This window comes from Lacrimispora sp. YZC11, assembly GCF_057543815.1.
Genome location: NZ_BAAJYQ010000017.1, coordinates 42,941 through 67,408, shown reverse-complemented (window position 1 = coordinate 67,408; position 24,468 = coordinate 42,941). Strand labels below are relative to the sequence as shown.

Annotated in this window: 33 protein-coding genes; 28 read left to right on the top strand and 5 right to left on the bottom strand. The window is 43.8% G+C overall.

The window, feature by feature from the left end:
* The first annotated feature begins 378 nt into the window (after positions 1 to 378).
* From metG to AC27IJ_RS19600, 3 genes are all read left to right on the top strand, one after another.
* Positions 379 to 2,358 (top strand): methionine--tRNA ligase, encoded by a 1,980-nt coding sequence (gene metG / locus AC27IJ_RS19610; protein WP_487150441.1) that lies wholly within the window; start codon positions 379 to 381, stop codon positions 2,356 to 2,358.
* A 108-nt stretch (positions 2,359 to 2,466) separates the two neighbouring features.
* A complete protein-coding gene (locus tag AC27IJ_RS19605) occupies positions 2,467 to 3,222 on the top strand; it encodes a TraX family protein (RefSeq protein ID WP_487150439.1) in 756 nt (251 codons plus the stop codon).
* A 21-nt stretch (positions 3,223 to 3,243) separates the two neighbouring features.
* On the top strand, positions 3,244 to 4,020 hold the full coding sequence (locus AC27IJ_RS19600) for a TatD family hydrolase (RefSeq protein ID WP_313257571.1): 777 nt from the start codon (positions 3,244 to 3,246) through the stop codon (positions 4,018 to 4,020).
* A 60-nt stretch (positions 4,021 to 4,080) separates the two neighbouring features.
* On the opposite strand, the gene AC27IJ_RS19595 is transcribed toward AC27IJ_RS19600, so the two are convergent.
* The 5 genes from AC27IJ_RS19595 to AC27IJ_RS19575 form a co-directional block, all read right to left on the bottom strand.
* Positions 4,081 to 5,523, bottom strand: coding sequence for a recombinase family protein (locus tag AC27IJ_RS19595; protein WP_487150437.1), 1,443 nt, complete (start codon positions 5,521 to 5,523; stop codon positions 4,081 to 4,083).
* A 186-nt stretch (positions 5,524 to 5,709) separates the two neighbouring features.
* Positions 5,710 to 6,429 carry a hypothetical protein gene (locus AC27IJ_RS19590; RefSeq protein WP_487150435.1) on the bottom strand — a complete coding sequence of 240 codons (720 nt, stop codon included), beginning with the start codon at positions 6,427 to 6,429 and terminating at the stop codon, positions 5,710 to 5,712.
* A 13-nt stretch (positions 6,430 to 6,442) separates the two neighbouring features.
* Positions 6,443 to 6,934, bottom strand: a complete 492-nt coding sequence (locus AC27IJ_RS19585; RefSeq protein ID WP_487150433.1) for a zinc ribbon domain-containing protein — start codon at positions 6,932 to 6,934, stop codon at positions 6,443 to 6,445.
* A 76-nt stretch (positions 6,935 to 7,010) separates the two neighbouring features.
* The gene (locus tag AC27IJ_RS19580) at positions 7,011 to 7,475 is read right to left on the bottom strand and encodes a hypothetical protein (protein ID WP_487150431.1); all 465 of its coding nucleotides are present in this window, start codon (positions 7,473 to 7,475) and stop codon (positions 7,011 to 7,013) included.
* Between the two features lie 33 nt (positions 7,476 to 7,508).
* Entirely contained in the window at positions 7,509 to 7,994 is a 486-nt protein-coding gene (locus AC27IJ_RS19575) for a helix-turn-helix domain-containing protein (protein ID WP_487150429.1), read from the bottom strand.
* A gap of 160 nt (positions 7,995 to 8,154) precedes the next feature.
* On the opposite strand from AC27IJ_RS19575, the gene AC27IJ_RS19570 reads away from it, so the two are divergent.
* The 25 genes from AC27IJ_RS19570 to AC27IJ_RS19450 all read left to right on the top strand — a co-directional run bounded on the left by AC27IJ_RS19570 (position 8,155) and on the right by AC27IJ_RS19450 (position 24,465).
* Complete coding sequence (locus AC27IJ_RS19570; RefSeq protein WP_487150427.1) at positions 8,155 to 8,364, top strand: hypothetical protein; 210 nt, start codon at positions 8,155 to 8,157, stop codon at positions 8,362 to 8,364.
* Positions 8,365 to 8,584: 220 nt separating this feature from the next.
* Positions 8,585 to 8,734 (top strand): hypothetical protein, encoded by a 150-nt coding sequence (locus tag AC27IJ_RS19565; RefSeq protein WP_487150425.1) that lies wholly within the window; start codon positions 8,585 to 8,587, stop codon positions 8,732 to 8,734.
* 16 nt (positions 8,735 to 8,750) lie between these two features.
* Positions 8,751 to 8,990: a hypothetical protein gene (locus AC27IJ_RS19560; protein ID WP_487150423.1), complete on the top strand. Its 240-nt coding sequence runs from the start codon at positions 8,751 to 8,753 to the stop codon at positions 8,988 to 8,990.
* A 53-nt stretch (positions 8,991 to 9,043) separates the two neighbouring features.
* Positions 9,044 to 10,318, top strand: coding sequence for an AAA family ATPase (locus AC27IJ_RS19555; RefSeq protein ID WP_487150421.1), 1,275 nt, complete (start codon positions 9,044 to 9,046; stop codon positions 10,316 to 10,318).
* Positions 10,318 to 11,442 carry an ATP-binding protein gene (locus AC27IJ_RS19550; RefSeq protein WP_487150419.1) on the top strand — a complete coding sequence of 375 codons (1,125 nt, stop codon included), beginning with the start codon at positions 10,318 to 10,320 and terminating at the stop codon, positions 11,440 to 11,442. Before AC27IJ_RS19555 ends, AC27IJ_RS19550 begins: the two co-directional genes overlap by 1 nt.
* Positions 11,443 to 11,456: 14 nt before the next feature.
* Positions 11,457 to 11,906 (top strand): hypothetical protein, encoded by a 450-nt coding sequence (locus AC27IJ_RS19545; protein ID WP_487150417.1) that lies wholly within the window; start codon positions 11,457 to 11,459, stop codon positions 11,904 to 11,906.
* Between the two features lie 2 nt (positions 11,907 to 11,908).
* On the top strand, positions 11,909 to 13,492 hold the full coding sequence (locus tag AC27IJ_RS19540; protein ID WP_487150415.1) for a DEAD/DEAH box helicase: 1,584 nt from the start codon (positions 11,909 to 11,911) through the stop codon (positions 13,490 to 13,492).
* Positions 13,493 to 13,505: 13 nt separating this feature from the next.
* Positions 13,506 to 15,743: an AAA family ATPase gene (locus AC27IJ_RS19535; protein WP_487150413.1), complete on the top strand. Its 2,238-nt coding sequence runs from the start codon at positions 13,506 to 13,508 to the stop codon at positions 15,741 to 15,743.
* 288 nt (positions 15,744 to 16,031) lie between these two features.
* Complete coding sequence (locus AC27IJ_RS19530; RefSeq protein WP_487150411.1) at positions 16,032 to 16,253, top strand: YozE family protein; 222 nt, start codon at positions 16,032 to 16,034, stop codon at positions 16,251 to 16,253.
* A complete protein-coding gene (locus AC27IJ_RS19525; RefSeq protein WP_487150607.1) occupies positions 16,243 to 16,641 on the top strand; it encodes a RusA family crossover junction endodeoxyribonuclease in 399 nt (132 codons plus the stop codon). The genes AC27IJ_RS19530 and AC27IJ_RS19525 overlap by 11 nt, the downstream gene beginning before the upstream one ends.
* Positions 16,638 to 16,847 carry a hypothetical protein gene (locus tag AC27IJ_RS19520; protein ID WP_487150409.1) on the top strand — a complete coding sequence of 70 codons (210 nt, stop codon included), beginning with the start codon at positions 16,638 to 16,640 and terminating at the stop codon, positions 16,845 to 16,847. The genes AC27IJ_RS19525 and AC27IJ_RS19520 overlap by 4 nt, the downstream gene beginning before the upstream one ends.
* Complete coding sequence (locus AC27IJ_RS19515) at positions 16,844 to 17,053, top strand: hypothetical protein (RefSeq protein ID WP_487150407.1); 210 nt, start codon at positions 16,844 to 16,846, stop codon at positions 17,051 to 17,053. The genes AC27IJ_RS19520 and AC27IJ_RS19515 overlap by 4 nt, the downstream gene beginning before the upstream one ends.
* Before the next feature lie 10 nt (positions 17,054 to 17,063).
* Positions 17,064 to 17,276, top strand: coding sequence for a hypothetical protein (locus AC27IJ_RS19510; RefSeq protein ID WP_487150405.1), 213 nt, complete (start codon positions 17,064 to 17,066; stop codon positions 17,274 to 17,276).
* 4 nt (positions 17,277 to 17,280) lie between these two features.
* A complete protein-coding gene (locus AC27IJ_RS19505; protein ID WP_487150403.1) occupies positions 17,281 to 18,126 on the top strand; it encodes a DNA adenine methylase in 846 nt (281 codons plus the stop codon).
* 27 nt (positions 18,127 to 18,153) lie between these two features.
* Positions 18,154 to 18,501, top strand: coding sequence for a beta barrel domain-containing protein (locus AC27IJ_RS19500; protein ID WP_313152805.1), 348 nt, complete (start codon positions 18,154 to 18,156; stop codon positions 18,499 to 18,501).
* 299 nt (positions 18,502 to 18,800) lie between these two features.
* Positions 18,801 to 19,166: a hypothetical protein gene (locus AC27IJ_RS19495; protein WP_487150401.1), complete on the top strand. Its 366-nt coding sequence runs from the start codon at positions 18,801 to 18,803 to the stop codon at positions 19,164 to 19,166.
* 42 nt (positions 19,167 to 19,208) lie between these two features.
* The gene (locus AC27IJ_RS19490) at positions 19,209 to 19,454 is read left to right on the top strand and encodes a hypothetical protein (RefSeq protein ID WP_487150399.1); all 246 of its coding nucleotides are present in this window, start codon (positions 19,209 to 19,211) and stop codon (positions 19,452 to 19,454) included.
* Between the two features lie 23 nt (positions 19,455 to 19,477).
* Positions 19,478 to 19,681 carry a hypothetical protein gene (locus tag AC27IJ_RS19485; protein WP_487150397.1) on the top strand — a complete coding sequence of 68 codons (204 nt, stop codon included), beginning with the start codon at positions 19,478 to 19,480 and terminating at the stop codon, positions 19,679 to 19,681.
* Complete coding sequence (locus tag AC27IJ_RS19480; RefSeq protein WP_487150396.1) at positions 19,671 to 20,138, top strand: hypothetical protein; 468 nt, start codon at positions 19,671 to 19,673, stop codon at positions 20,136 to 20,138. Before AC27IJ_RS19485 ends, AC27IJ_RS19480 begins: the two co-directional genes overlap by 11 nt.
* A gap of 4 nt (positions 20,139 to 20,142) precedes the next feature.
* The gene (locus AC27IJ_RS19475) at positions 20,143 to 20,640 is read left to right on the top strand and encodes a helix-turn-helix domain-containing protein (protein ID WP_487150394.1); all 498 of its coding nucleotides are present in this window, start codon (positions 20,143 to 20,145) and stop codon (positions 20,638 to 20,640) included.
* A gap of 300 nt (positions 20,641 to 20,940) precedes the next feature.
* Positions 20,941 to 21,348: a hypothetical protein gene (locus tag AC27IJ_RS19470; RefSeq protein WP_487150392.1), complete on the top strand. Its 408-nt coding sequence runs from the start codon at positions 20,941 to 20,943 to the stop codon at positions 21,346 to 21,348.
* 97 nt (positions 21,349 to 21,445) lie between these two features.
* The gene (locus AC27IJ_RS19465) at positions 21,446 to 22,036 is read left to right on the top strand and encodes a phage tail protein (RefSeq protein ID WP_487150390.1); all 591 of its coding nucleotides are present in this window, start codon (positions 21,446 to 21,448) and stop codon (positions 22,034 to 22,036) included.
* Positions 22,037 to 22,362: 326 nt separating this feature from the next.
* Positions 22,363 to 22,599 carry a hypothetical protein gene (locus AC27IJ_RS19460; RefSeq protein ID WP_487150388.1) on the top strand — a complete coding sequence of 79 codons (237 nt, stop codon included), beginning with the start codon at positions 22,363 to 22,365 and terminating at the stop codon, positions 22,597 to 22,599.
* A 47-nt stretch (positions 22,600 to 22,646) separates the two neighbouring features.
* Complete coding sequence (locus AC27IJ_RS19455) at positions 22,647 to 23,135, top strand: hypothetical protein (RefSeq protein ID WP_487150386.1); 489 nt, start codon at positions 22,647 to 22,649, stop codon at positions 23,133 to 23,135.
* Positions 23,107 to 24,465 (top strand): PBSX family phage terminase large subunit, encoded by a 1,359-nt coding sequence (locus AC27IJ_RS19450; protein ID WP_487150384.1) that lies wholly within the window; start codon positions 23,107 to 23,109, stop codon positions 24,463 to 24,465. Before AC27IJ_RS19455 ends, AC27IJ_RS19450 begins: the two co-directional genes overlap by 29 nt.
* Positions 24,466 to 24,468: the final 3 nt, after the last annotated feature.

Here is a 24,468-nt window from a genome sequence, read left to right as displayed (position 1 = left end):
GAATGCTGAGAAAAGAAGAGTAAGAAATCAACCTCATGTGCAGAGACTTCCGGAAGCTGAAAAGGAAGCTTGAGCGTATTTCCCAACATGGCCTTGGAGCAGCGGAATTGAATTGGCGAATCGTGCCTTTAAATTTCGACGGTTACACCCGTTATCGTGTCAGACTGTAATTGTGTAACCATAAGGTCTTAGGCAGATTTTATGGGACTAACGCAGCCGGTAAGGTCTGTACTGTAAGGTACGGATAAATTAAAGTGGTAACACGGGACAGTTCCCCGTCTTTAAATTTCCGAAAGGATATTTTAAGGCGGGTTTTTCTTTGCGGTAAGGAAGAACCCCCTTTGCCGCATCTCAATTTATAAACAGGAGGAAATCAGAATGTGTAAAGATTCTAACAAAAAACCATACTATATCACCACAGCCATTGCCTATGCATCAGGAAAGCCCCATATCGGCAATACCTATGAGGCAGTATTAGCAGATGCCATCGCCCGCTATAAAAGAGCGGAGGGCTATGACGTGTTTTTCCAGACAGGAACCGATGAGCACGGCCAGAAGATTGAGGAAAAGGCAGAGGCTGCAGGAATCACACCTAAGGAATTTGTAGACAGGGCGGCCAGTGAAATAAAGAATATCTGGGATTTGATGAACACCTCTTATGATAAATTCATCCGCACCACAGACAAGGAGCACGAAGAGCAGGTTCAGAAGATCTTTAAGAAGCTCTATGACCAGGGTGATATCTATAAGGGGCATTACGAAGGCTTATACTGTACTCCCTGTGAATCCTTTTTTACGGAATCACAGCTTGTAGATGGCAAATGTCCGGACTGCGGACGTGAGGTTAAGCCGGCAAAAGAAGAGGCATATTTCTTCCGCATGAGCAAATATGCAGACCGTTTGATAAAACACATCAATGAGAACCCGGATTTTATCCAGCCTGTCTCCAGAAAAAATGAAATGATGAACAATTTCCTTCTTCCGGGACTTCAGGATCTTTGTGTATCCAGGACTACTTTTAAATGGGGAATTCCGGTATCCTTTGACCCGAAGCATGTTACCTATGTCTGGCTTGATGCGCTGACTAACTATATTACCGGCATCGGCTACGACTGTGACGGCAAAAGCAGTGATCAGTTTGCCAGATTATGGCCGGCGGACCTTCACCTGATCGGTAAGGACATTATCCGCTTCCATACAATTTACTGGCCCATTTTCCTTATGGCCCTTGATGTTCCCCTGCCAAAGCAGGTATTTGGCCATCCCTGGCTGCTTCAGGGAGACGGAAAGATGAGTAAATCCAAGGGAAATGTCCTCTATGCGGATACTCTGGTGGATTTCTTCGGTGTGGATGCAGTCCGCTATTTCGTCCTTCATGAAATGCCCTTTGACAATGACGGGGTCATCTCCTGGGAGCTTATGGTGGAGCGCATGAACTCTGACCTGGCAAATATCCTTGGCAATCTGGTGAACCGTACCATTTCCATGTCCAATAAATACTTTGACGGCATCGTGTCTGACGGTAAGGCAGCGGAGGCTGTTGATGAAGACTTAAAGGCAGTGGTACTTGAAGAAGTGAAAAAGGTTCAGGAGAAGATGGAGAAGCTTAGGGTCGCTGATGCCATGACAGCAATCTTTAATATTTTCAGAAGAAGCAACAAATATATTGATGAAACGACTCCCTGGACCCTTGCTAAGGATGAAGCTTTAAAGAGCCGGCTGGAAACCGTTCTTTATAATCTGACGGAAGCCATTGCCATCGGAGCCTCCCTCCTTGATTCCTTTATGCCGGATACCTCCAAGAAGATTCTCAGCCAGCTTAACACTTCAAAGAGAGAGCTGTCCCAGATGAATGAATTCGGCGTTTATCCCTCTGGAAACAAGGTTACTGATAAGCCGGAGATCCTGTTTGCCCGCATGGATATCAAGGAAGTCATGGAGAAGGTGGAAGCCATGTATGGACCGAAAGAGGAAGAGTCAAAGGAAAATACCAAAGAAGATGCTTCTGCTGTGATCGATATAGAAGCAAAGGCAGAGATCGAATACGATGATTTTGCCAAGCTGCAGTTCCAGGTAGGCGAGATCATTGCCTGCGAGGCGGTTCCAAAGTCAAAGAAGCTTCTGTGTTCCCAGGTGAAGATCGGAAGCCAGGTAAAACAGATTGTCAGCGGAATCAAAGCACACTATACACCGGAAGAAATGGTTGGCAAAAAGGTGATGGTTGTGGTAAACTTAAAACCAGCAAAACTGGCTGGAGTCATGTCTGAAGGCATGCTTCTTTGTGCGGAGGATGCACAAGGCAATTTATCCCTTATGATTCCAGAGAAAACAATGCCGGCAGGAGCGGAAATCTGCTGACAAAAGGGAATACTGCATCTATAGAATGCTGCAGGAGTCAAATACCCCGTAGGAAGCTACGGGGTATTTGACTTGAACCGGCCTTATTGTTTTAAGGAGGAGAATTCCATGAAGGAGTCTTTGAGTACCCGTACAAAAGGAATAACAGGAAATACCTTAAAGATGATTGCCATTGTCACCATGCTCATAGACCATATCGGCGTGGCTATTATTGAAAACGGTATTTTAAAATATCAGGACATCCCTCCGGACTGGGAGATCTTTGGCTTGCAGGGAGGAAGCATGTGGAGCATGGCGGATCTTGTGCTCCGTACCATTGGAAGAGTTGCATTCCCTATTTTTTGTTTTCTGCTGGTAGAAGGATTTTTCCATACCAGGGATATTAAGAAATATGGAGCCAGACTTTTTTTGTTCGCCCTTATCTCTGAAATCCCCTTTGATCTGGCTCTCTTTGACCAATGGTTTTACCCCGGCTATCAGAATGTATATTTTACCCTGTTTATCGGCCTGTGGGTCATTTACTGGTATGAAAAGTTTTTGGGAGACCCATTTAAGCGCACTCTGGTATTTTTGGCGGGATGCGGTGCGGCTGTTATTCTGAAATGTGATTATGATATTATAGGAATTGCCATGATTCTGCTTTTTTATGTTTTTTATAAAAACAAGAAAATGCAGACTATATTTGCTGGAATCCTGGCTGCCGTTGAGAGCCTTAGCTGTTTTGGTGCGGCCATCCTGGCCTTCATTCCTATCCGCATGTACAGCGGAGCCAGAGGGAAAAGGAATTTAAAATATTTTTTTTACTGGTTTTATCCCGCTCACTTAGTTTTGCTTTATATCCTGCGTTTGATTATTATAAAGTAAGAAAGGCACAAGGAGATTCCTATGATTTTTGATACACACGCCCATTATGATGATGAGGCATTTGATAAAGACAGGGAAGAACTGCTGGCAAGCCTCTTTGACCATGGAATTGAGGCTGTCACCAATATAGGTGCCAGCATGGAAACCTCCAGACACACCCTGGAGCTGGCAGAGAAATATCCATATGTATATGGAGCCATCGGTGTTCATCCCAATGAAACCGGGGAGCTGAATGAGGAAGACTTAAACTGGCTGAAGGAGCAGTCTGCCCATAAAAAGATCGTGGCAATCGGAGAGATCGGTCTTGACTATTATTGGGACGAGCCAGATCATGAGACCCAGAAGAAATGGTTTGTCCGCCAGCTAAGCCTGGCAAAGGAAGTAAAGCTTCCTGTAGTCATTCACAGCCGGGATGCGGCAAAGGACACCCTGGATATCATGAAGGCAGAGGGGGCAAAGGGTATCGGAGGAGTGATCCATTGCTTTTCCTATGGAAAGGAGATTGCCAGGGAATACTTAAATATGGGGTATTATCTGGGAATCGGAGGCGTCCTCACCTTTAAGAATGCCAAAAAGCTTAAGGAAGTGGTGGAGTATATGCCGATGGAACAGCTGGTCCTGGAGACAGACTGCCCTTACCTGGCGCCCTCGCCCAATAGAGGAAAGCGCAATTCTTCCTTAAATCTTCCCTATGTGGTGCAGGAAATCAGCGCCATTAAGGGGATTGCGGAAGAAAGGGTCATTGAAATTACCAATCAGAATGCCAAAAGGCTGTACAGGCTTAAGGAACAGCTATAAAAGAAAACGGAGGGCAGGCATGGCAACACTGGGAAATCCTTATTGTATTTTACTATAGAATTATTCCATTAAGTCCGCTGCGTCGAGATAGTAAAAGAGGTCTATATGATTATCTTTTTTTGAAAAAATAACCTTTTCAAGAATTGATTTAATGGCAGAGTTTTTTTGCACTACGGTACATTCTTCTGATGTAATAATGTTATATACGTTTTGAACATTTTCCATCATTTTCTTTTTTGCAATATCTGAGTTTGGTTGCATCTGCTCAGATTGTTTTTCAAGGCGGTCAAGTTCCTCCATTAAAGATATTTTGGTCGCCTTGTATTCTTCTATCGTGTCAACCCCTGCCATGTATGAATTTTTTACACGTTCTAGTTTTAGTTTTACTTGTTTCATTTGTGCTTGTATTAGGTTGACATGCGAACTGTTATCAGTTTCGGAACGGCGCACTGTAAAATTGATGGTTCCGAGGGCGAGAACTTCCTTCAATGCTTCAATGATTGCATTTTCAAGTCTATATTCCCTGACGCGATGTGAGACCTTACATACGCCTCTTGCATATCCTCCACATTGAAAGATGATGTATTTACCCTTTGCCCCTTGAATTGTTTGTGAAGCCAGCCTTTTTTCGCAAGATGAGCAATGTATTATGCCACTTAACCAGTGCCTTGACAACTCATCCGGTTTGGAATATTTAGGACCTTTTTTTATTTTAAGAAGTTTTTGGGCTGCTTCAAAATCCTCATTGCTGATAATTGCAGGGAAGTCACCTTTTGCGGTTATTCCGTTCCAACGACTGTATCCTGCGTAATATGGGTTGGAGAGCATTCTTGTAAGAGCGGTACTCCATATTTTTCCACCCCGCTTACCGGTAATTCCACAATCTAATAAGTGTCTAGCAATACCAAATACACCGGTACCTTCAAGGAACATTTTAAAGACGAGTTTCACAACTTCCGCTTCTTCGGGTACAATTTCTGGAGAAGCTCCTTTATAGGGAATTTTATACCCAAGAGGAGGCGCTACTTGTGGCTCGCCCAGTTCTGCCTTCTTAGTCATACCTCTTGATACCTCCATGGCGAGATTGTACGAATAGAATTCGTCCTGCCATTCAATGATTGTTTCGATCAGCCGGCCGTACATTCCTTCTAATACTGGTTCTGAAACGCTTACCACATCAATACTAAGCTTTTTGCGAAGCATACTTTTATAAAACGTGCTTTCGTCTTGATTTCTGGCAAAACGGGAGAATTTCCACACCAGAATAACATCGAAAGGCTTGGGCTTTGATTTGGCAGTGGCAATCATCTTCTGAAATTCTGGTCGGTTTTTCGCTTTTCTTCCACTGTGACCCTCGGGCTCCATAAATATGTAATCTTCCAATATGAGTATCCCGTTTTGCTTGGCATAACTTTTAATCTCGTCGAGCTGGGAACCGGGACTGTAATCTAGCTGATCATCTGTACTCACTCGTATGTATGCTGCAGCATTTTTATATTCCATAGTATATCAATCCTCCTAAAAATGAGTATAAAAAAGACGCCCTCTTGCCAGGACGTTCCAGAAATGATATAATTCCATTGATGAAGTGGATATATCTTTCCGGAAGTACGGTAAGAGAAAATCTATTTGAAGCCGTTCGGTGTTGATAGCACCGGGCGGTTTTTGCTATTATAATGGAAATCTTACTTACTCGACTGAAACTGCTTCTACAAGAGCGTTGATCTCCTCATCGGTGAAGCCATTACTCCCCAAGAATATTCCTCTGTTTTGAGCAACGATAGTTGCTAATTTAGAACATTGTTCAATATTGGACTTAACGTTGGAGAGATTTTTTGTCTCTGTCTTATCAATATATCGAATAACCGAATCAGACAGAATCTGGACTTGGATAACATATTGCTGACAGGATTTAATATATGTATCTGCTCCCTCATTGTCAGACTTAGGGAATTGTGTGGAGTTGCCTCCCAAGACCTTAGATGCTTCTTTGCAATAATCATAGTAATCAACCAAAGAAATCTCACCAGTAAAAGCCTTATCAAAATTATTTACAATCTCATTGTTAGCCTTTATCGCAATTTCGACGCCGCCCCATGATTTCTCATCTATGTCTTTAGCATCTTCTTTCGAATAGGTGACAGATGCAGCAACCTCATTCGTAGAACCTTTTAAACTAGTGCTTGATTTACTTGCGGAAAGATTTGCTGAAATACCTATAATAGCAGAAATACCGATAAAAATTAAAATAGCTGTCAAACATCCGTGTCCTTTTTTCTTTTTTACAGTAGGAACCGTAGAAGCTGACGTAGAATCCTCCTGCGTACTTTCTTTAATAGGATCTGATGATTCTCCACAATTTGGACAGAAATTCCCCTGAAATTCGGTTCCACATTTTCTACAAAACATTTTCATATCCTCCCTAAGCTTTAAAATTTTTGCCGCAATTGAGACAAGTTACTTGTACTTTTTTAGCACCAACATTCCCTGCAACAAGTCCTATAGGACCCATTAATGTCGCCCCTATCACCGCTTTTCCAATTCCAAATCCCTTTTTATTTCCTGATAGAGAAGTGGAACCGCACCGAGGACATTTGGCCATGGAGGCGAATTGGTCTTTCTGGAGTTGGAGTTGCTCCTGCTGTGCCTTTAATGCCATTGCTTGCATTTTAACTTGTGTCTGTTGAGCTTGCAGGTCATTTCTCTTCTTTGTTTCTAAATTTGCAGTTTCTGTGAGAGGCCTGCGGCAGTTCGTGCAATAGTTTGCAGTGTTCGAATTATGAGCATCACAATTAGGGCAACTGGTCATGTTGGTTGGCAAGGCGGATGTATTTGATATTTCCAGTTTTTGGCCACATGAAGAGCAAAAGATACTATCATCCGGAATTGCTGCATCACAGTTTGGACATTTCATACTCATTCCCTCTTTTCTTTAGTTATTTATTAAAAAGCCATAGGCTATTTTAATCATAATTAGCTAAACTCAATATTTACTCAGCCATTTTACAAATATTGAATGGCTCAAATAATATTATGTATTCACCCTTTTGAAAGCCGAGGCCATATTTTGAACGGTAACAATCTATGGCTTCTTGAAGAAAAGGCTCCGTTACATTTAGGTGCTCAGCGATCTCATATCGATTTCGGCAACCGGCTTTCTTAGCAGAAATTATTTTTTCTATTGTAATCATTTTATCATAGGCCCAGAGCCTTGCATGGCATTCCTGTTTTTTATTTCCGTCTAAAGCCTGATCAAGAATATTACCAACACTTGTATAATAATGTCCCAGCTCTTCTGAAAGGACACAAGCTTTTTCTGAATATGTAGACAGGCATTTGCTTAGCCCGATCACATCTCCATTAATGAGACCAGAAGCCTGGGACTCAAATTCTAAATTTTCAATAACGTAGATTCCTTCTGAATCAGCTTCATTTAGTAGCTCTTCATACTCCATTTAAAAACACTTCCCCGATTAAATTGTATTTTATTATTTTACTGGCCTATTTAGTTTGGCAATGTCATGCTTGGTTTTTTCCAGTTCTCCTGGTTCTGTGACGGTGTCATTGTGGGCGGCCATCGGGAGAAGGTGCGGTTTATTCTCTTCTGGCTTTACCATTGCCACTTCAGTGCACTCAGCATTGCAACGATTATATTCCATTTCCAGGATTGTATCTATTGTGTGCTTGCCTTTGTCATCCAGCAATCGGTATTTGTATAGAAGAGTTTGTTCTGATTGATTAATTTGCGGTTGCGATTGTGTTTGCGATTCTTCTTTCCATCCCATGAGGTAGGACGTAGATGTGTTTAAGGCATTAGCAAATTCAACTACCTTGCTTTGAACGATATCGTTAGTACCGTTTTCTATTTTGGCAATAGTCGATTTGTTCCTATAACCAAGTTTCACCGCTAACTCCTCTTGCGTTATTCCAAGGGATTCCCTTTTTTCACGTATTCTTTTCCCGATATCCGCCATGATTTTCCATCCAATCTGTATTGATACCATAAATATAACACAAAGTTTATTTAAAATCAATTATTTTTGTAAAAATATAAAAAAACAGTTGACTTTAAATCATCAGAATGATATATTGTGGATGGGTGATTTAAAATCATCAAAGCGAGGAGGTGATATCTTGACCAATACAGAACTGCTAAGGAGTTTAATTTCAGGAAAAGGATTAAAGATGAAGTATGTTGCAGATTATTTAGGGCTTTCCTCTTATGGTTTTCAACTGAAATTGGAAAATAAGCAGGAGTTTAAAACTAGTGAGGTTTCTGCCCTTTGTGAATTATTGGGCATTAAGTCCTTAAAAGAGAAAGAAGATATTTTTTTTGTCAAATAGATGATTTTAAATCATCTATTTAAAACAGAACTCAGATAGGAGGTGATCAGAATAAAAAAAGAAGAAAAAATAACCTTTACAAACTGGGTCACCATAGATGGAAAGCCCGTAAGGGTCTGTGACCTCCCAGAAAAAGTGCAGCGTGCTCTAGGAAATCGAGTGCTTACAGAGCCGTTAAGGGCTTTGGGATTAATATTGTGCCCCAGAAAGGAGGAATCCCATGCAAAAGTACTTTGATAACTTAGATGATTACACTGACACTCGCCCATCACGCTTTATGAAATTTATGAAATGGTTTCTGCCGGCTGTGATCTTTGTAGCCTGCGTGATTGTGATTTTGGGTACATGTGGGCATTTGGAAGCTTTGTGAGAGGAGGGAGTGCGCCATGGTGAATCAAGAACTGGACAACCAGCTTTTGCAAGCAACAAATGACCTCATTGAAAAGTGCCTTCCGATGACTAATACAGACTATGAAGCCTTTAAAGCTGACGGGATTAGTAAGGTTGATGGACAGGCCGACCCGTGTATGTCGAAGTTCTATGATGAGATGATCAAGATAATCGATATATGCCGGAAGGATAAAAAAGAAACCCCAGCTGCGGGAACAGCCGGGGAATCAAGGTAACACGTAAATATTATACACCCTTATTATAGGGGATTTGTAGGAGGATTGCAATAATGTCTATGAAAATCAATCAGTTAGAGATTGAAAATGTAAAACGTATTAAGGCCGTAAAGATCGAACCATCAGCCAACGGCCTGACAATCATTGGAGGAAGGAATAACCAGGGGAAGACTTCCGTGCTGGATTCCATTGCTTGGGTGCTGGGCGGAGACAAGTTCCGGCCTTCACAGGCCCAGCGGGAACAATCCGTGATTCCTCCGAACCTCCGCATTATCATGAGCAATGGCCTTGTGGTGGAACGGAAGGGAAAAAACAGCGCACTTAAGGTCACGGATCCAAACGGAGAGAAGGGTGGTCAGCAGCTCCTTAATGACTTTGTGGAGCAGTTCGCACTTAACCTTCCTAAGTTCATGGAATCAACCTCAAAGGAAAAGGCTCAGATCCTTCTTAAGATTATCGGGGTAGGAGACAAGCTGGTGACACTGGAGAAGGAAGAGCAAGAGCATTATAATAAGCGGCTTGTCATTGGTCACATTGCCGATCAGAAAGAGAAGTATGCCAAAGAGCAGCCTTCTTATAATGATGCACCGGCTGAACTGGTATCTGCTTCGGAACTCATTAAAAAACAGCAGGATATCCTGGCACAGAACGGAGAAAATCGGAGAAAGCGGGAGCGACTCCATCAGCTGGAACAGGAAGACCAGAAACTTATGGAGCAGATTCAGGATTTGCTTAAGAAACAGGAGGCGGTCCGAGCCGATCTTGCTATTGCCAGAATGAGTGCCAAAGATTTAGAGGACCAGTCCACCGCTGATTTGGAGCAGAACATTGCCGATATTGAAGAAATTAACCGGAAAGTACGGGCGAACCTTGATAAGGAAAAAGCGGAGGACGACGCCAAAGAGTACCGCAGGCAGTACGACCAGCTTACCAAACAGATTGATAGCACACGTGACGCAAAGAATAAACTTCTTAACTCAGCAGCGCTTCCCCTCCCGGAACTTTCCATCAAAGACGGAGAACTTGTTTATAAGGGTCAGCAGTGGGACAACATGTCCGGCTCTGATCGGCTCAAAGTATCCACTGCCATTGTAAGGAAGCTGAATCCAGAGTGCGGTTTCGTTCTCCTGGACAAGCTGGAGCAGATGGACCTTGAAGTACTTAAGGAGTTTGGGGAATGGCTGGAATCAGAGGGCCTGCAGGCAATTGCTACCCGGGTAAGCACTGGGGAAGAATGTTCCATCATTATAGAAGACGGATACGTGGCAGGCGAGGAGCACCCACTCATGGAAGATAAGAAAACAGAATGGAAGAAAGGAGTATTTTAATGCAGATTATTAGAGGGAAGTTACCGGGGGCGAAAAAAATTGTTGTGTATGGTCCCGAGGGAATCGGTAAATCAACGTTTGCTGCACAGTTCCCGGATTCAGTGTTTATTGACACTGAGGGCAGTACAAAGGACATGGATGTGGCAAGGTTTCCAGAGCCTAGTAGCTGGACCATGATTTTGGAACAAGTTTCAGGGGTGATCCGGACACCAGGTATCTGCAAGACCTTGATTGTTGATACAGCAGATTGGGCGGAAATGCTCTGTATTACCAGCGTCTGTGCTGTGAACAAGAAGGGCAGTATTGAAGACTTTGGTTACGGGAAAGGCTATACATACATTCAGGAAGAATTTGGAAAGCTTCTGAATCTCCTTACTGATGTAATCAGGATTGGGATAAACGTGGTCCTTACAGCTCACGCGAAAATGCGAAAGTTTGAGCAGCCGGATGAATTAGGCGCTTATGATCGGTGGGAAATGAAGCTTAGTAAAGGTGTGGCCCCTATGGTAAAGGAATGGGGGGACATGGTCCTGTTCTGTAACTATAAGACTATGGTAGTCAATGTAGACGGACAGGGCACTCAGAAGGGCAAGAACAAGGCCCAGGGCGGCAGGCGCGTCATGTACACCACCCACCACTCCTGTTGGGATGCCAAAAATCGGTATGGGCTGGCTGATGAATTACCCTTTGAATATGAGTCGATTCGCCACATTATTGAAAGTTCCGATGTGGGAATTCCCATTTCGGGTGAAAAGAAGTCAACTTCGCCTCCTTCTCAGCCGAGACAGGAAAAGACTGGGAGTACAGACAATAAGAGCGTTCAGGAGCATCCAAAGGAAGAGAAGGCTGCTCCACCAGTGGAAACAAAGTCAGGGCCTATAAGTCCACCGGATGTGAAGGTTGACGAGCGGATCCCGAAAGCCCTTCGTGATCTGATGATACATAATCAGGTTGACGAGTGGGATATACAGAATGTTGTGGCTGCCAGGGGATACTTCCCCGCAGATATGGCGGTCGCGGATTATCCGCCAGACTTTATCTCTGGGGTGTTGGTAGGGGCCTGGGATCAGGTATACCCCATGATTAAGGAAATGAAAGAAAAAGACAGCTTGGTATTTAATTAAGGAGGAAAAGATAGATGGCAGATTATGAAGCAAAAGAATTAGGCTGGGATGATGAAGTGGAAAAAGGAGAAGGCGGAGGGGATTTCGTCCTCCTTCCTCCTGGAGATTATGAATTTACAGTAGAATCTTTTGAGCGCGCAAGACATCCGGGCGGTGATAAATCTCCGGAATGCAACAAAGCAATATTAAAGCTGAGAATTGAAACGCCAGAGGGAACTGCACTTATTACTGAAAGTTTACTCCTTTATGATAAAATGCAGTGGAAAATTGCACAGTTTTTCCTTTCCGTTGGTGAAAAGGAAGTTGACGGCAAGGTAAGGATGAACTGGCCAGCAGTCCCTGGAGCAAAGGGAAAAGCCACAATTGAGGTAACTCCAGGCAGAGACGATCCAAGCAAAAAGTTTAACCATGTGAAGAGGTATCTTCCATATGAACCGAAAAAATTTGAGGCAGGGAAGTTTTAATTATGGAACTTAGACCATATCAGTCAGAAGCAAAGGCTGCAATCTTTGAGGAATGGGACAAGGGCGTCAGACGGACGCTCCTGGTCCTCCCTACCGGATGTGGTAAAACAATCGTGTTTGCCAAGGTTGCAGAAGATTGTGTGCGCCGGGGGAACCGAGTGCTCATTATGGCTCACCGTGGAGAGCTTTTGGATCAGGCTGCCGATAAGATCGGAAAAGCCACGGGCCTTGGGTGTGCTACCGAAAAGGCAGAGGAAACCTGCTTAGGGAGTTGGTTCCGGGTTGTAGTTGGATCCGTTCAGAGCCTAATGAGAGAAAAGAGACTAAAACAATTCCCGGTGGATTATTTCGATACCATCATTATCGACGAAGCACATCATTGCTTATCTGACAGTTACCAAAAGATTTTAGATTATTTTAAAGGCGCTAACATCCTAGGCGTAACAGCAACGCCGGACCGGGGCGACATGAGAAACCTGGGCGAATGTTTTGACAGTCTGGCCTATGAATACACGCTTCCCAAAGCAATTAAGGCTGGGTTTCTATCTCCAATCAAAGCCCTGACCCTTCCCCTGCAGCTTGATTTATCAGCGGTGGGTATGCAGTCCGGGGACTTTAAATCCGGGGATCTGGCAACAGCCCTGGATCCATACCTGTATCAGATTGCCGATGAAATGGAAAAGTACTGTAAGGAGCGGAAAACGGTTGTGTTCCTTCCTCTGGTGAAGACAAGCCAGAAGTTCCGGGATATCTTAAATGAAAAGGGATTTAGGGCTGCCGAGGTAAACGGCGACAGCAAGGACCGGGCGGAGGTCCTGGCGGCTTATGATCGGGGAGATTATAACGTCCTATGCAATTCCATGCTACTCACCGAAGGCTGGGACTGTCCTAGTGTTGACTGTATCGTAGTACTTCGGCCTACAAAGGTCCGCAGCCTTTACAGCCAGATGGTCGGGCGCGGCACCCGGTTATTCCCTGGGAAGGAGCACTTACTGCTGTTGGATTTTCTATGGCACACCGAACGTCATGAGCTTTGCCATCCTGCGAGTCTGATCTGTCAGGATGAGGAAGTGGCCCGGAAAATGACCGAGAACATAGAAAAAGCTGGCTGTCCTGTGGATATCGAAGAGGCTGAAAAGCAGGCGGCGGAAGATGTTGTCGCTCAAAGAGAGGAAGCTCTTGCAAAGCAGCTAAAGGAAATGCGAAACCGTAAGAAAAAGCTGGTGGATCCTCTGCAATTTGAAATGAGTATTCAGGCGGAGGACTTATCTGGATATGTCCCGGCCTTTGGTTGGGAAATGGCGCCACCATCAGATAACCAGAAAAGAGAGCTTGAAAAGCGGGGGATCCTCCCTGATCAGATAGACAATGCCGGAAAGGCCAGCCTCATCCTGGATCGTTTACATAGGCGGCAGGAAGAAAACTTAAGCACGCCAAAGCAGATCCGCTGTCTGGAGAAATACGGATTCCAGCATGTGGGGACTTGGAACTTTGATTCAGCTAAGAACATGATTGACCGCATAGCAGCGGCAGGCTGGCGGGGAGCACCTTCTGGTGTGATACCGCAGGAATATATACCGGAATAAGGAGACTTGAAACATGGATAGTACATACGACCTCATGGAGGTCCTAAATCATATAGACCCGTCAGAGCTTAATTATCAGGATTGGATCAATGTTGGTATGGCGCTGCAGCATGAAGGGTATTCCGTTGATGTGTGGGACCGTTGGAGCATGAATGACCGGCGCTATCACGCAGGAGAATGTGAGAAGAAATGGCAGGGCTTCCACGGGGCCGGTACTCCGGTGACAGGTGGAACCATTGTTCAATATGCTAGGGACCAGGGGTGGACACCTCCCTATGATCCCGGCACAGCCCTTGACTGGAACGATACTATTTCCGTTGAAGGAGTTGTTGTTGATAAAAACTGGGTGGAGGGTCGCGAAGTTATTGAACCGAAGCAATGGGATCCAGCCAGGGAGATTATTAAATACCTAGAAACTCTTTTTGAAGCCAGTGAAAACGTTGGCTATGTTGTAAAGAGCTGGAAAAAGGAAGATGAAAACAAATGGGTACCTGCAGACAAAGGAGCTTGTGGACGAACCGCAGGACAGCTTGTTGAACTCTTGTCACAGTGCAATGGGGATATAGGCAGTGTGCTGGGAGACTATGACCCGGAGGGCGGGGCCTGGATCCGATTTAATCCCATGGACGGAAAAGGGGCTAAAAACGAGAATGTAACTGACTTTAAATATGCCCTAGTAGAATCGGATTCCATGGAGATTGAAAAGCAGCACGCCATTATCCGGGAACTGGAGTTACCAGTTGCGTGTCTGGTACACAGCGGCGGAAAGAGCCTTCACGCCATTGTAAGAATTGACGCCGCGGACTACGAAGAGTACCGGAAACGGGTGGATTATCTCTATGATATCTGCAAGAAAAATGGACTTGCCATTGATCAGCAGAACCGGAACCCTTCCAGGTTGTCCAGAATGCCCGGCGTCATACGGGGCAGTCAGAAACAGTTTATCGTTGATACCAATATCGGAAAAGAAAGCTGGACGGAGTGGAAAGAATGGATTGAGTCCATTAATGATGATCTACCAGACCCCGAAAGCTTAGACGATGTGTGGGACAATCTTCCTGATCTGGCGCCGATTCTTATTGATGGTATGCTCCGTCAGGGACATAAGATGCTGATTGCGGGACCGTCTAAGGCAGGAAAGTCCTTTCTACAGATAGAAATGTGCATTGCCATAGCAGAGGGGAAGAAGTGGCTTAACTGGGCCTGTTCGCAAGGAAAAGTAATGTATGTGAACTTGGAACTTGACCGGGCCAGTTGCCTCCATCGTTTCAAAGATGTGTATCAGGCGCTTGGTTGGGAGCCGAAGAACCTTAAAAATATTGAAATCTGGAACTTAAGAGGAAAGTCCCGTCCTATGGACAAGCTAGCCCCCATGCTAATCCGCAGGGCTGCGAAGAAGAATTACATAGCTATTATCATTGACCCGATTTATAAGGTTATCACTGGTGACGAGAACAGCGCTGATCAAATGTCCAATTTCTGCAATCAGTTTGATAAGGTATGTACGGAGTTGGGCGTCGCGGTAATTTACTGCCATCATCACAGCAAGGGAAGCCAGGGCGGGAAAAAGTCCATGGACCGGGCCAGCGGATCCGGTGTATTCGCCAGGGACCCGGATGCGCTTATTGATCTTATTGAACTGGAAACAACCGAAGAACTGATGAAGCAACAGGAAAATAAGGCAGTATGTGACGCCTGCAGGCAGTACCTTGATGCGCATTTTAAATGGGAAGATGATCTATCCCAGGACGATTTATGCAGTAGCTTCCAGATGATCAATTACTGCAAAGAGAAGCTGGACAAGTGGCAAATGGCAGCCTTGGAACGTAATATCGAAGCAGCTAAGGCCAAGATAAAAAGCATGACCGCATGGCGCATTGAGGGTACTCTCAGGGAGTTTTCTAAGTTTGACCCAGTGAACTTATGGTTTGATTATCCGCTGCACACCCTGGATCAGTCCGGAGTATTGGGAGATATTCAGCCAGATGCGGAGCAAGCGCCCTGGCAAAGGGGAAGCGCAAAGAACAAAAAGAACGCCAAAAGCCGAAAAATAGACCGAAAAGCAGCTCTGGAAGAAGCAATCGAGGGGAGCAATTTTGGAGAGAAACCGTCCGTAAATGATGTAGCAGAATACCTTGGAGTTTCGGAAAGAACAGTTCGAGACAGGGTAAAAGAGCATGGCGGTTACATAATTGAAGATGGTCTTATTCAGAAAAGTGATGAAAAGCAAGATACGGGAAAGCCTGAATGATCAGGAATCCCCGTAAAGCGGTAAAACACGGGGAACACTTAAAAACAGACTTCCCCGTTAGTGTGGTAAAAGTGCGGGGAAGTCTTAAAATCAGGAATCCCCGGAGTGCGGGGAAGTCTCTATATTATAATATAACATTTTCCCCCGTTACACGTGGTCATGGGGTAGGAAAGGACGGGTCTAAGTTGACACCCGTCCCCTCCCTTCCCCTTCCCATGACAGGGCGAATTTCAAAACTACAAAAAATAAGACTATGATAAAAAATTAACAAAAAGGGGTTGTGATGTAGTGACGTTTTACAAATGGTTATCAAAAAGATATAGCAAAGAGAATAATCAATTTCAAAAGTTAGTGTTACTTTTTGAAAGCAATGCCGATTCTCCCAAGAGAGCCAAGAAGAAAAAAACTGTCAGAAGATATTTAAAAAATAAAAACGCTGATTCACGGCTAGTGGGGGCATTTAATGCAGCTCATAAAAAATATGAGAGTGAGGTATTTCATGGTGACTGATTTTTTTATGGCTATGAAGAAGGTTCCCACCGTGACGCACCAGGAGAAGCAGGTACATGTTGTAAATGGTAAGCCGGTCTTTTATGAGCCTGACGAACTGAAAGCGGCTAGGGCGAAGCTACAGGCGCACCTGGGGCAGCACGTCCCGGAGAAAAGGTTCACCGGTCCGGTGAGGTTGACAACGTGGTGGTGCTTCCCTGTTACTGGCAAACATAAGAACGGGGAGTATAAGACCAGCAAGCCTGATACAGACAATCTGGTAAAGCTTCTTAAGGACGTTATGACGGAGCTGCACTTCTGGAAGGATGATGCGCAGGTGGCGTCGGAAGTGATTGAAAAGTACTGGGCGGACCTCCCCGGGATCTATGTAAAGGTGGAGAGCCTATGACGGATAAGGAAGTACAGAAAGCCTTTGAAGAGGTGTATAACAAGTTCTGGCTCAATTACCGGGGGAAGATCCTTCCAAGGCATTCAGATGAGTGGGAACGCATGAATACCTGGGCGGTAGTCCTGATGAAGAAGTATCCCTTCATGGAGCAGCTGGTGGCGGAAATGATAGCGGAGTTAGGACAGAGAATGTGGAGGCGAGAATGAAAATTATAGATCAGCAAGGAAATGAACATTTCACTCATGAAGTGGAATTCTCAGGAACCGTAGTAAAGTGTACACCGGATTCAGATCGTAGAAAGCATGAAGAACTGGGGCGGTATGACAGTATGCAGAGAGCTGCAGAAGTTATGGCGGAGATTTATTCAGCAAGGTCATTTGGAAAAAGTGAATTTGAGATGCCGGAAAGATAAGGAGAAAATTATGTGGAAGATTAAAATTGTTTATAGTGATAAAAGCAAGATCACATTAACAGGGAAACACAGAGATATTCCGTTAGGGCTAGCCCTGCATTACCACAACCTGTATGTGAAGGGTAGATGCTGTGAAAATACATATCAGCAGTATCCTAAAAAGGATTTTCAGTCAATGAATCTGGCGCAGAAGATCGAAGAGCTAGAAGCATGTGAGGATTAAGCAAATGAAATCATTATTACATTATCCTGGTAGCAAGAAACGGATCACATCCTGGATCATCGGGAATATGCCAGAGCACCACAGTTATCTGGAACCTTACTTTGGTGGAGGGGCTGTCTTTTTCGCAAAGTCCCCTTCCAGGATTGAGACGGTAAATGATCTTGACGGTGATGTGGTGAATTTCTTCCGGGTGATACAGAATCCGGAAAGCTGTCAAGAGTTGCAGAGCTGGCTTACATATACGCCGTATTCCAGGCAGGTCTATGAGGATACCTTTACAAGCGTGCCTAAGTCCCCAGTGGAGCAGGCCGGATACTTTGCAGTAAGATCCATGCAGAGCCACGGATTCAGGCTGACGGAGAAATGCGGGTGGAAGAAAGATATTTACGGCAGAGAAGCTGCCTATGCTGTCCGGTATTGGAATCAGCTTCCGGAAGCACTGGCAGAAATAGCCGTTAGGCTGAAAGGTGTGCAGATAGAGAACAGACCAGCGCTGGAGCTGATCAGAGCCTTTGACCATGAGAATGTCCTGATCTACCTGGATCCGCCCTATGTATGGTCCACACGAGGTCGGAAGCAGTACCGGCACGAAATGTCTGATCAGGGTCATGAGGAAATGTTGGATATAAGTATTCACAGCCGGGCCAAGATCATGCTTTCCGGATATGACTGTGAGCTGTATGAACGGTATTTGAAAGACTGGTATAAGTTACAGATGCCGGCCAGGGCGCAGAATAACCTGCGGAGGGTAGAAACCTTGTGGATGAATTTTGAGCTGGTGGAGCAGATGAGGCTGGAGTCAGAGGCAGGCCAGGAAGCAGGAGCATCGACGTTGATGCCTGCTACGTAAACCCGGATTTAATGGAGGAAAGAAAAAGTGATAGTGAAAGAATTTGATGTAGGTCAAAAAGTTTTTATCCTCAATATGTATGAAGGTAGGAACTGTGAACCAGAGATCAGAGAATCAACGGTAAAAGCAGTGGGACGCAAATATGTGACCATTGATAATGGATACAGATATGAGCATGAAGAAAGGTTTTGTTTCGGATTGGTTCAAAATACTGATTATGGCGAAATAACTTACCTTTGTGCTTCAATAACAGATGCAAATAATTACATTGAACAAAGTAAGCTTTCAAAATGGATCAGCAATATAACATGGATCAAATGCAGGAATTATACTTTGGAGCAGTTGCGAAAAGTGAAGGAGATTCTTGGTGATTGATTAAGTAATTGTTCGGCATTACATAACTTTCCGGCCTGATTGGCAGTGCCAGGGCCGGAGGGAGAGAGGATATTATTCTTTTAGATACTTTATGCAACATAGGAAAACCATGACATATACAACATACTTAAATATTTCAAGTATTGGAACAATCAATGCTAAAAAACTGAACATGGGAGGCCTCCTGAAATTTTCTTTAATACAATTATATTATAACAAATTTTAAAAAGATAGTAGGCCAATCATTAAGATTGTTTACAAAATTAGTATTTCCCGGAGTACCGGGAGAAAGGGTAAATATGAAAAAAATTAAAATGCAGACCAAGATTATTGAGAGCGGGCAAGTTATTGAGGAGACTTACGAAATTGACAACTCAGTATCAGAAAAGGCATATGCTGAAAATCTTATAAATAATTTCAATGCAACATTGCGACCCAAGGAAAGCCCAAGAGAATTACTCGACGTTACTGTTTTGGTGGAAAACGGAGAGAGTAGAAAGGAACACTCATGGGAGAAACAAAACCTTGTAACCATACGTAGAGCCGGACAAATATATGACACTTATAAATGCACTTGCTGTGGAATTACTGCAAAACGGTATGGTGTGTGTCAGATAGCGCGGGATAAGAGATATTCAGCCGAAAAGTATAAATATTGTAAGTAAGGAAAACTGACATTTCCTGTAATACCAGGAGAAAGGGACTCTATGAGATTAATCGATGCAGATAAATTCAAACAGCAAGTAGCAGCACAGGCATTTACTGGTAGCATTCCGGTTGAAAAGGCAAATATGCTATGCAATTTAATTGATATGCAACCTACTGAAAATACAGGGCAGTGGAGTGAGAGTGCAAGTGACAATACCGAATATGTACTTGCTTATTCAGATGGGATATATTGTGTAACTGATCAATATGGCAATGTAGTATGTGAGCTTATTCGGGAAAACTGATATTTTCATGAGGAGGGTGTAGATTGAGAAAATCATCAAAAGAGCGCCGGAATCAGTATGTACAAGCGCAGAGGATCACCACGGCAGAGGCTGCTATAGCAGTAAAAGCGCAGCCTGCCATGACCTTCTCAGCAACAAATCTGGCTTATACATATACGAGTTTGTGTTCGGATCGGGGGCTACGGGAGTCGCCGATGAAGAAAGGGGAGATGGATCATGGCATTTGAAAATTTGTATGCAGTGTATGAAGATGGAAAACTGCTAGGGGAACGTACCACCAAGGAGTGGGAAGAAGCACTGTCCATCCCCCGGCAGGCCATAAGGGATTATGCCCGTGAGGCGAGAGCCTACGGTGGCAGGTATACTTTTAAGACAGTGGGGACAGGCGTATCTAAGGAAACTGAAACCAGCCAGGAGGATCCAGATATTACGGCACGGGATCTGGAGAAATTTAAGAAGTCTTTGAAGATCGGGGCCCGATTTGTCTATGAGAGTTTCCGCAGGGACTTTGTCAGGGGAACACGGATTACATCAGAAAAGGTAACCGTAGTGAAGAAATACCCTCATATCGTGGAGATGGTCAGCCAGAAAGAACCAAAGAGGTCAGTGACCATGACATATACGGAGTTATTAAGGCAGAAGAAGAACAGGATGAAAAAGAAGATGTTGGCATCAGGGAGGTGATAGGATGAATAAAGAGACAGCAGAGCAATTAGCAAAAACAGCGGCGCTTGAGGCCGTGAAGGAATTTGAAAAGTCCCAGAAGAAAAATAAGCGGGTAAAGATATTTCAAAACGCCAAGAAGCTGATGGAAAACTATAACCGGATTTGTCAGAGCGTCCATGAGGGTGTGTCGGAGCTGTCAGATGTGGACGATGGGGAAGAACTGGAGGAGCTGTCGGCAGAGGATATCTACATAAACAGCATCATAAAAAGCAAGCTTCGGAGTATCGTCATGATTGCGCATATTGATAAATGCTTGAAGCTTCTGGAAGAGGAGATGGTCAGAAAAGGGGCTCCTGAAAAGTATAAGGCTTTTAGATGCTTCTATCTGGAGGGTATGTCTCCAGAGGATATTGCAGAAGAATTGAATTGTGCAGACAGGACCGTATGGCGTTGGGTTTCGGAACTTACGAATATTTTAAGTGTTTACCTGTTTGGCGCAGATGCTATCATACTTGATTGAGGGCTTGACAATGTGTGTCAGAATGCTGTCATTGTAAAGTCAATATAGCAGAGTTATAATAGTAATATCCAAAATTGTATAAATTTGGTAATCCCCCTTTAACGGCTTCTGAGCGCAACAACTCAGGGGCCGTATTGATTTAACAGCTAATCGCAAACAATATTAGAACATATGTTCGAAAAAAGTTTGACGTTTTACATTTGGAGCATTATTATAGTTATATCATGATTGTATTAACGAAACATACGATACCGGTTAATATGTGTAACAATGAAAACAAATGAAAGTGAGGATTTATTTATGACAGATAAAAAATATTGCATTCAACTTGCAGAATGTGATGGTAATTCTAAAGAAGTTTATTCCTTTGATGAGGTTGAGATTGGCACTTGGGTGGATGGGAAGCCGGTTTACCGGAAGGTTATTCAGGGAAAACTCGCTAACGATAGTGGCAATGGTATTGTCTTTGCAAATGTTTCTGATCTCAAGATTGATAAGGTGGTCAATCTGTACGGAAATTTGGTGGATGGAGTTGGTAATTCACAGATCATGTTACAAACGTCCTATAACCGAACCAATGGTTTGTTTGGCGCAGTGAACTTGTTTTATCACAATAATAATGGCAACATCTTTTACCATTTCCTTAACAATGATGGGCTTTTCTCAGGAGTTACAGCCTATGTAATTATCGAATACACAAAACAGTAATGCCCCCTGCGGCTGTCGGCTGTAAGCATGATGGCTGCAATATTTGTATGGATTTTGAAAAGAAGGCTATTAAAAAAACAAAAGCGAGGTAAATTATATGTGCGAAGATAAAAAGAGTTGTATTACAATTAACTGTGGGTGTTGTAGTAATGGTAATAGCAATGGTAATAGTAATAGCAATGGTAATGGCAATGATAGCACACCAGTTGGAACCGTAATTTCATATATGGGAACAAGTGCTCCCGAGCATTACTTCATATGCGACGGAACTATTTATAATATTGCTGATTACAAAGAGTTTTCACAATTCATTAGAGATCAATTTGGTACTTATAATTTTTTTGGAGGTGACGGAACTACAACCTTTGCCGTACCTGATTTAAGAAACGAATTTTTAAGAGGATATCATGGAGATAAAACAGAAAAACTTTCAGGTGATATAGGTACACATCAGAAAGCAACAAATCATTTAGGCCTAATGGCATACGGAGGCTCCACCCGTTTACTTCAAAGTAGGTCAGTTGATTCGAATACTACAGAAACACAGACCGAAGTAGATAGTTATCGTTTGGGAGTCAACTGGAGAAACTATGGTCAAAGTGCTATTGGAAATGATACTGGAGGTGTAGGTACATATACGTCTCGCCCAACCAACACAGCAGTTCTTTATTGTATTAAATACGAATAAAGCATTACTGATAGTGTACCAAGCAAGACATTACAGTAATGGCTTAACTTTGACGGCTGCCAGGTGTAACAGCTTGGCAGCTGATTGATACAGTTCTTTGTTTCCTGGTTTCTTTGAGCATCTGTTTAAAAGCTAAACAAAAATCAGCGTTGGAACATAGTTTAGTGGCAGAACGCCCTACTTTTAGGGAAATCCCAGTTCAAGTCTGGGTGTTCCGATTGATTCCTGATTTTCTCCTTTTTGAAAACGCCTGTCGATTTTTGGTCGATGGGTGTTTTCTTTTATACTGGTCGATGATATGATGGAAGAAAAAATAGGAGGAATTTATGAAAAATATAATAGTACGGTTTGGAACAGTTTTCGTTATCGGTATAGTAATATTACTTGGCAGTATCAAGCTGGGTACTATTAATATGTCAAGCATTATGCAAATTAATGGCGGCAGTATGGATACGAATGTATATTTGATTTACTTGGAACAGTCAATTATAAAATTTAGATTTCTAGGTTCAATATTATCATTGCTTGGCGGTTTAGGGGTAATAAAAAATATACAATCTTAAACTATGGGGTTAACATATATAAACAGCCAGATTGGAAGGTGAGGTGGTTGGCTCGTGGACATGAAAACTTAATTCCGTTTAATAAACGAACAGAGGTTGAACAGAGGAGAATTCAATCAGCGGGTGGAAAAGCTTCTGGTGAAGTCAGGAGGAAAAAGGCAGACTTCCGCAAGACGCTGAATGCCCTTCTCACTGCTGAAATATATAGTCCTGAATGGTCCCCGTTCCTAGAAGCCCTGGGCCTTGATAGCACCCTGGAATCGCTGATTAATGCCGCCATGATCAAAGAGGCTGCCAAGGGTAACGTAAAAGCCTATGAAGCCATTGCGAAGTATTCCGGCCAATCTGAAAAGACAGATGCAGATCAGGAAGAACAGAACCTGCGAATGGCAGCGTCCAAAGCTAAGATGGGCTTTGATGATGAAGGAGAAGTGGAGGACGATGGTTTCTTAGATGCGTTAAACGGATCAGCTGCAACGGATTGGGAGGATTGGGAAGATAATGAGGATGAAGAGGAAGAAGAGACCGATATTTAAGTTTCAACCCTTTTCCCGCAAGCAAAGAATGGTATTGAACTGGTGGACGAAGAATTCCGCAGTTAAGGATATGGATGGTATTATCGCAGATGGTGCGATCAGATCCGGTAAAACAGTGTCTATGTCCCTGTCTTACGTCATGTGGGCTATGAGTTCATTTAATGGACAGGATTTCATCATGGCGGGTAAAACAATTAGTTCCTTCCAGCGTAACGTACTTACAACATTAAGGTCCATGTTAAGCAGCCGAGGGTATAAGCATGTCTATCATATATCCGGTGAGACGCCTAACATGCTGGAAGTGACGAGGGGAAACGTCACCAACTATTTCCATATATTTGGTGGAAAAGATGAAGGATCCCAGGAGTTGGTCCAGGGTCTTACGGCAGCCGGGGTATTCCTTGATGAAGTTGCATTGATGCCGGAATCCTTTGTTAATCAGGCAACCGGGCGCTGTTCTGTCAAAGGATCAAAATTCTGGTTTAACTGCAACCCCGCAGGCCCCATGCATTGGTTTAAAGTTAACTGGATCAATAAATCCATCGGATACCTTGGGAAGAAGAAAGCCGAAGAGTTAAGAGATTCAAACAAGGAAGTCAAGAACATATTGTACCTTCACTTTACCATGGATGACAATCTATCCCTAGACGAAGAAATCAAGAAGAGATACCGCAGCATGTATGCCGGTGTCTTTTTTTTGCGATATATCAAGGGCTTGTGGGCGGTTGCCGAAGGACTTATCTATACCATGTTTACTAAGTCGGCCAACATCTATAACGATGAGACACGGCCCAAAGGATTGGAGTATCTGTCCACCCGTACGATTGCCCTGGACTACGGAACCACAAACCCGTGTGTATTCCTGGATATTTACGATGCTGGAGATATTATCTGGGTAGACCGTGAATACCGGTGGGACAGCCGGGCGGAGAAGGAAGGCCAGAAGGAAGGCCAGAAGACAGACAGCCAGTACGGTGATGATATGGCGGCCTTCATGGGTGATAATCCGGATCTGCAGTGTGAAATTGTAGCGGATCCATCGGCGGCCAGCTTTATTGCAGAACTGAAAGGCCGGGGCTACATTGTTAAGCCTGCAGACAATGAAGTACTTGATGGAATCCGAGTGGTTGCAGCTCTGTTTCAGTCTGGAAAGATCAAGGTACATGAACGCTGTGCAGGATTGATTACGGAGTTACGGTCCTATGTGTGGGACGATAAGGCAGCGCAGCACGGAGACGAGAAGCCAGTCAAGCAGCTGGATCATGGCCCGGATGCTCTGCGTTATTTTTGCATGACCAAGCTGCCAAAATGGAGGAGGAATGTTCAATGATAA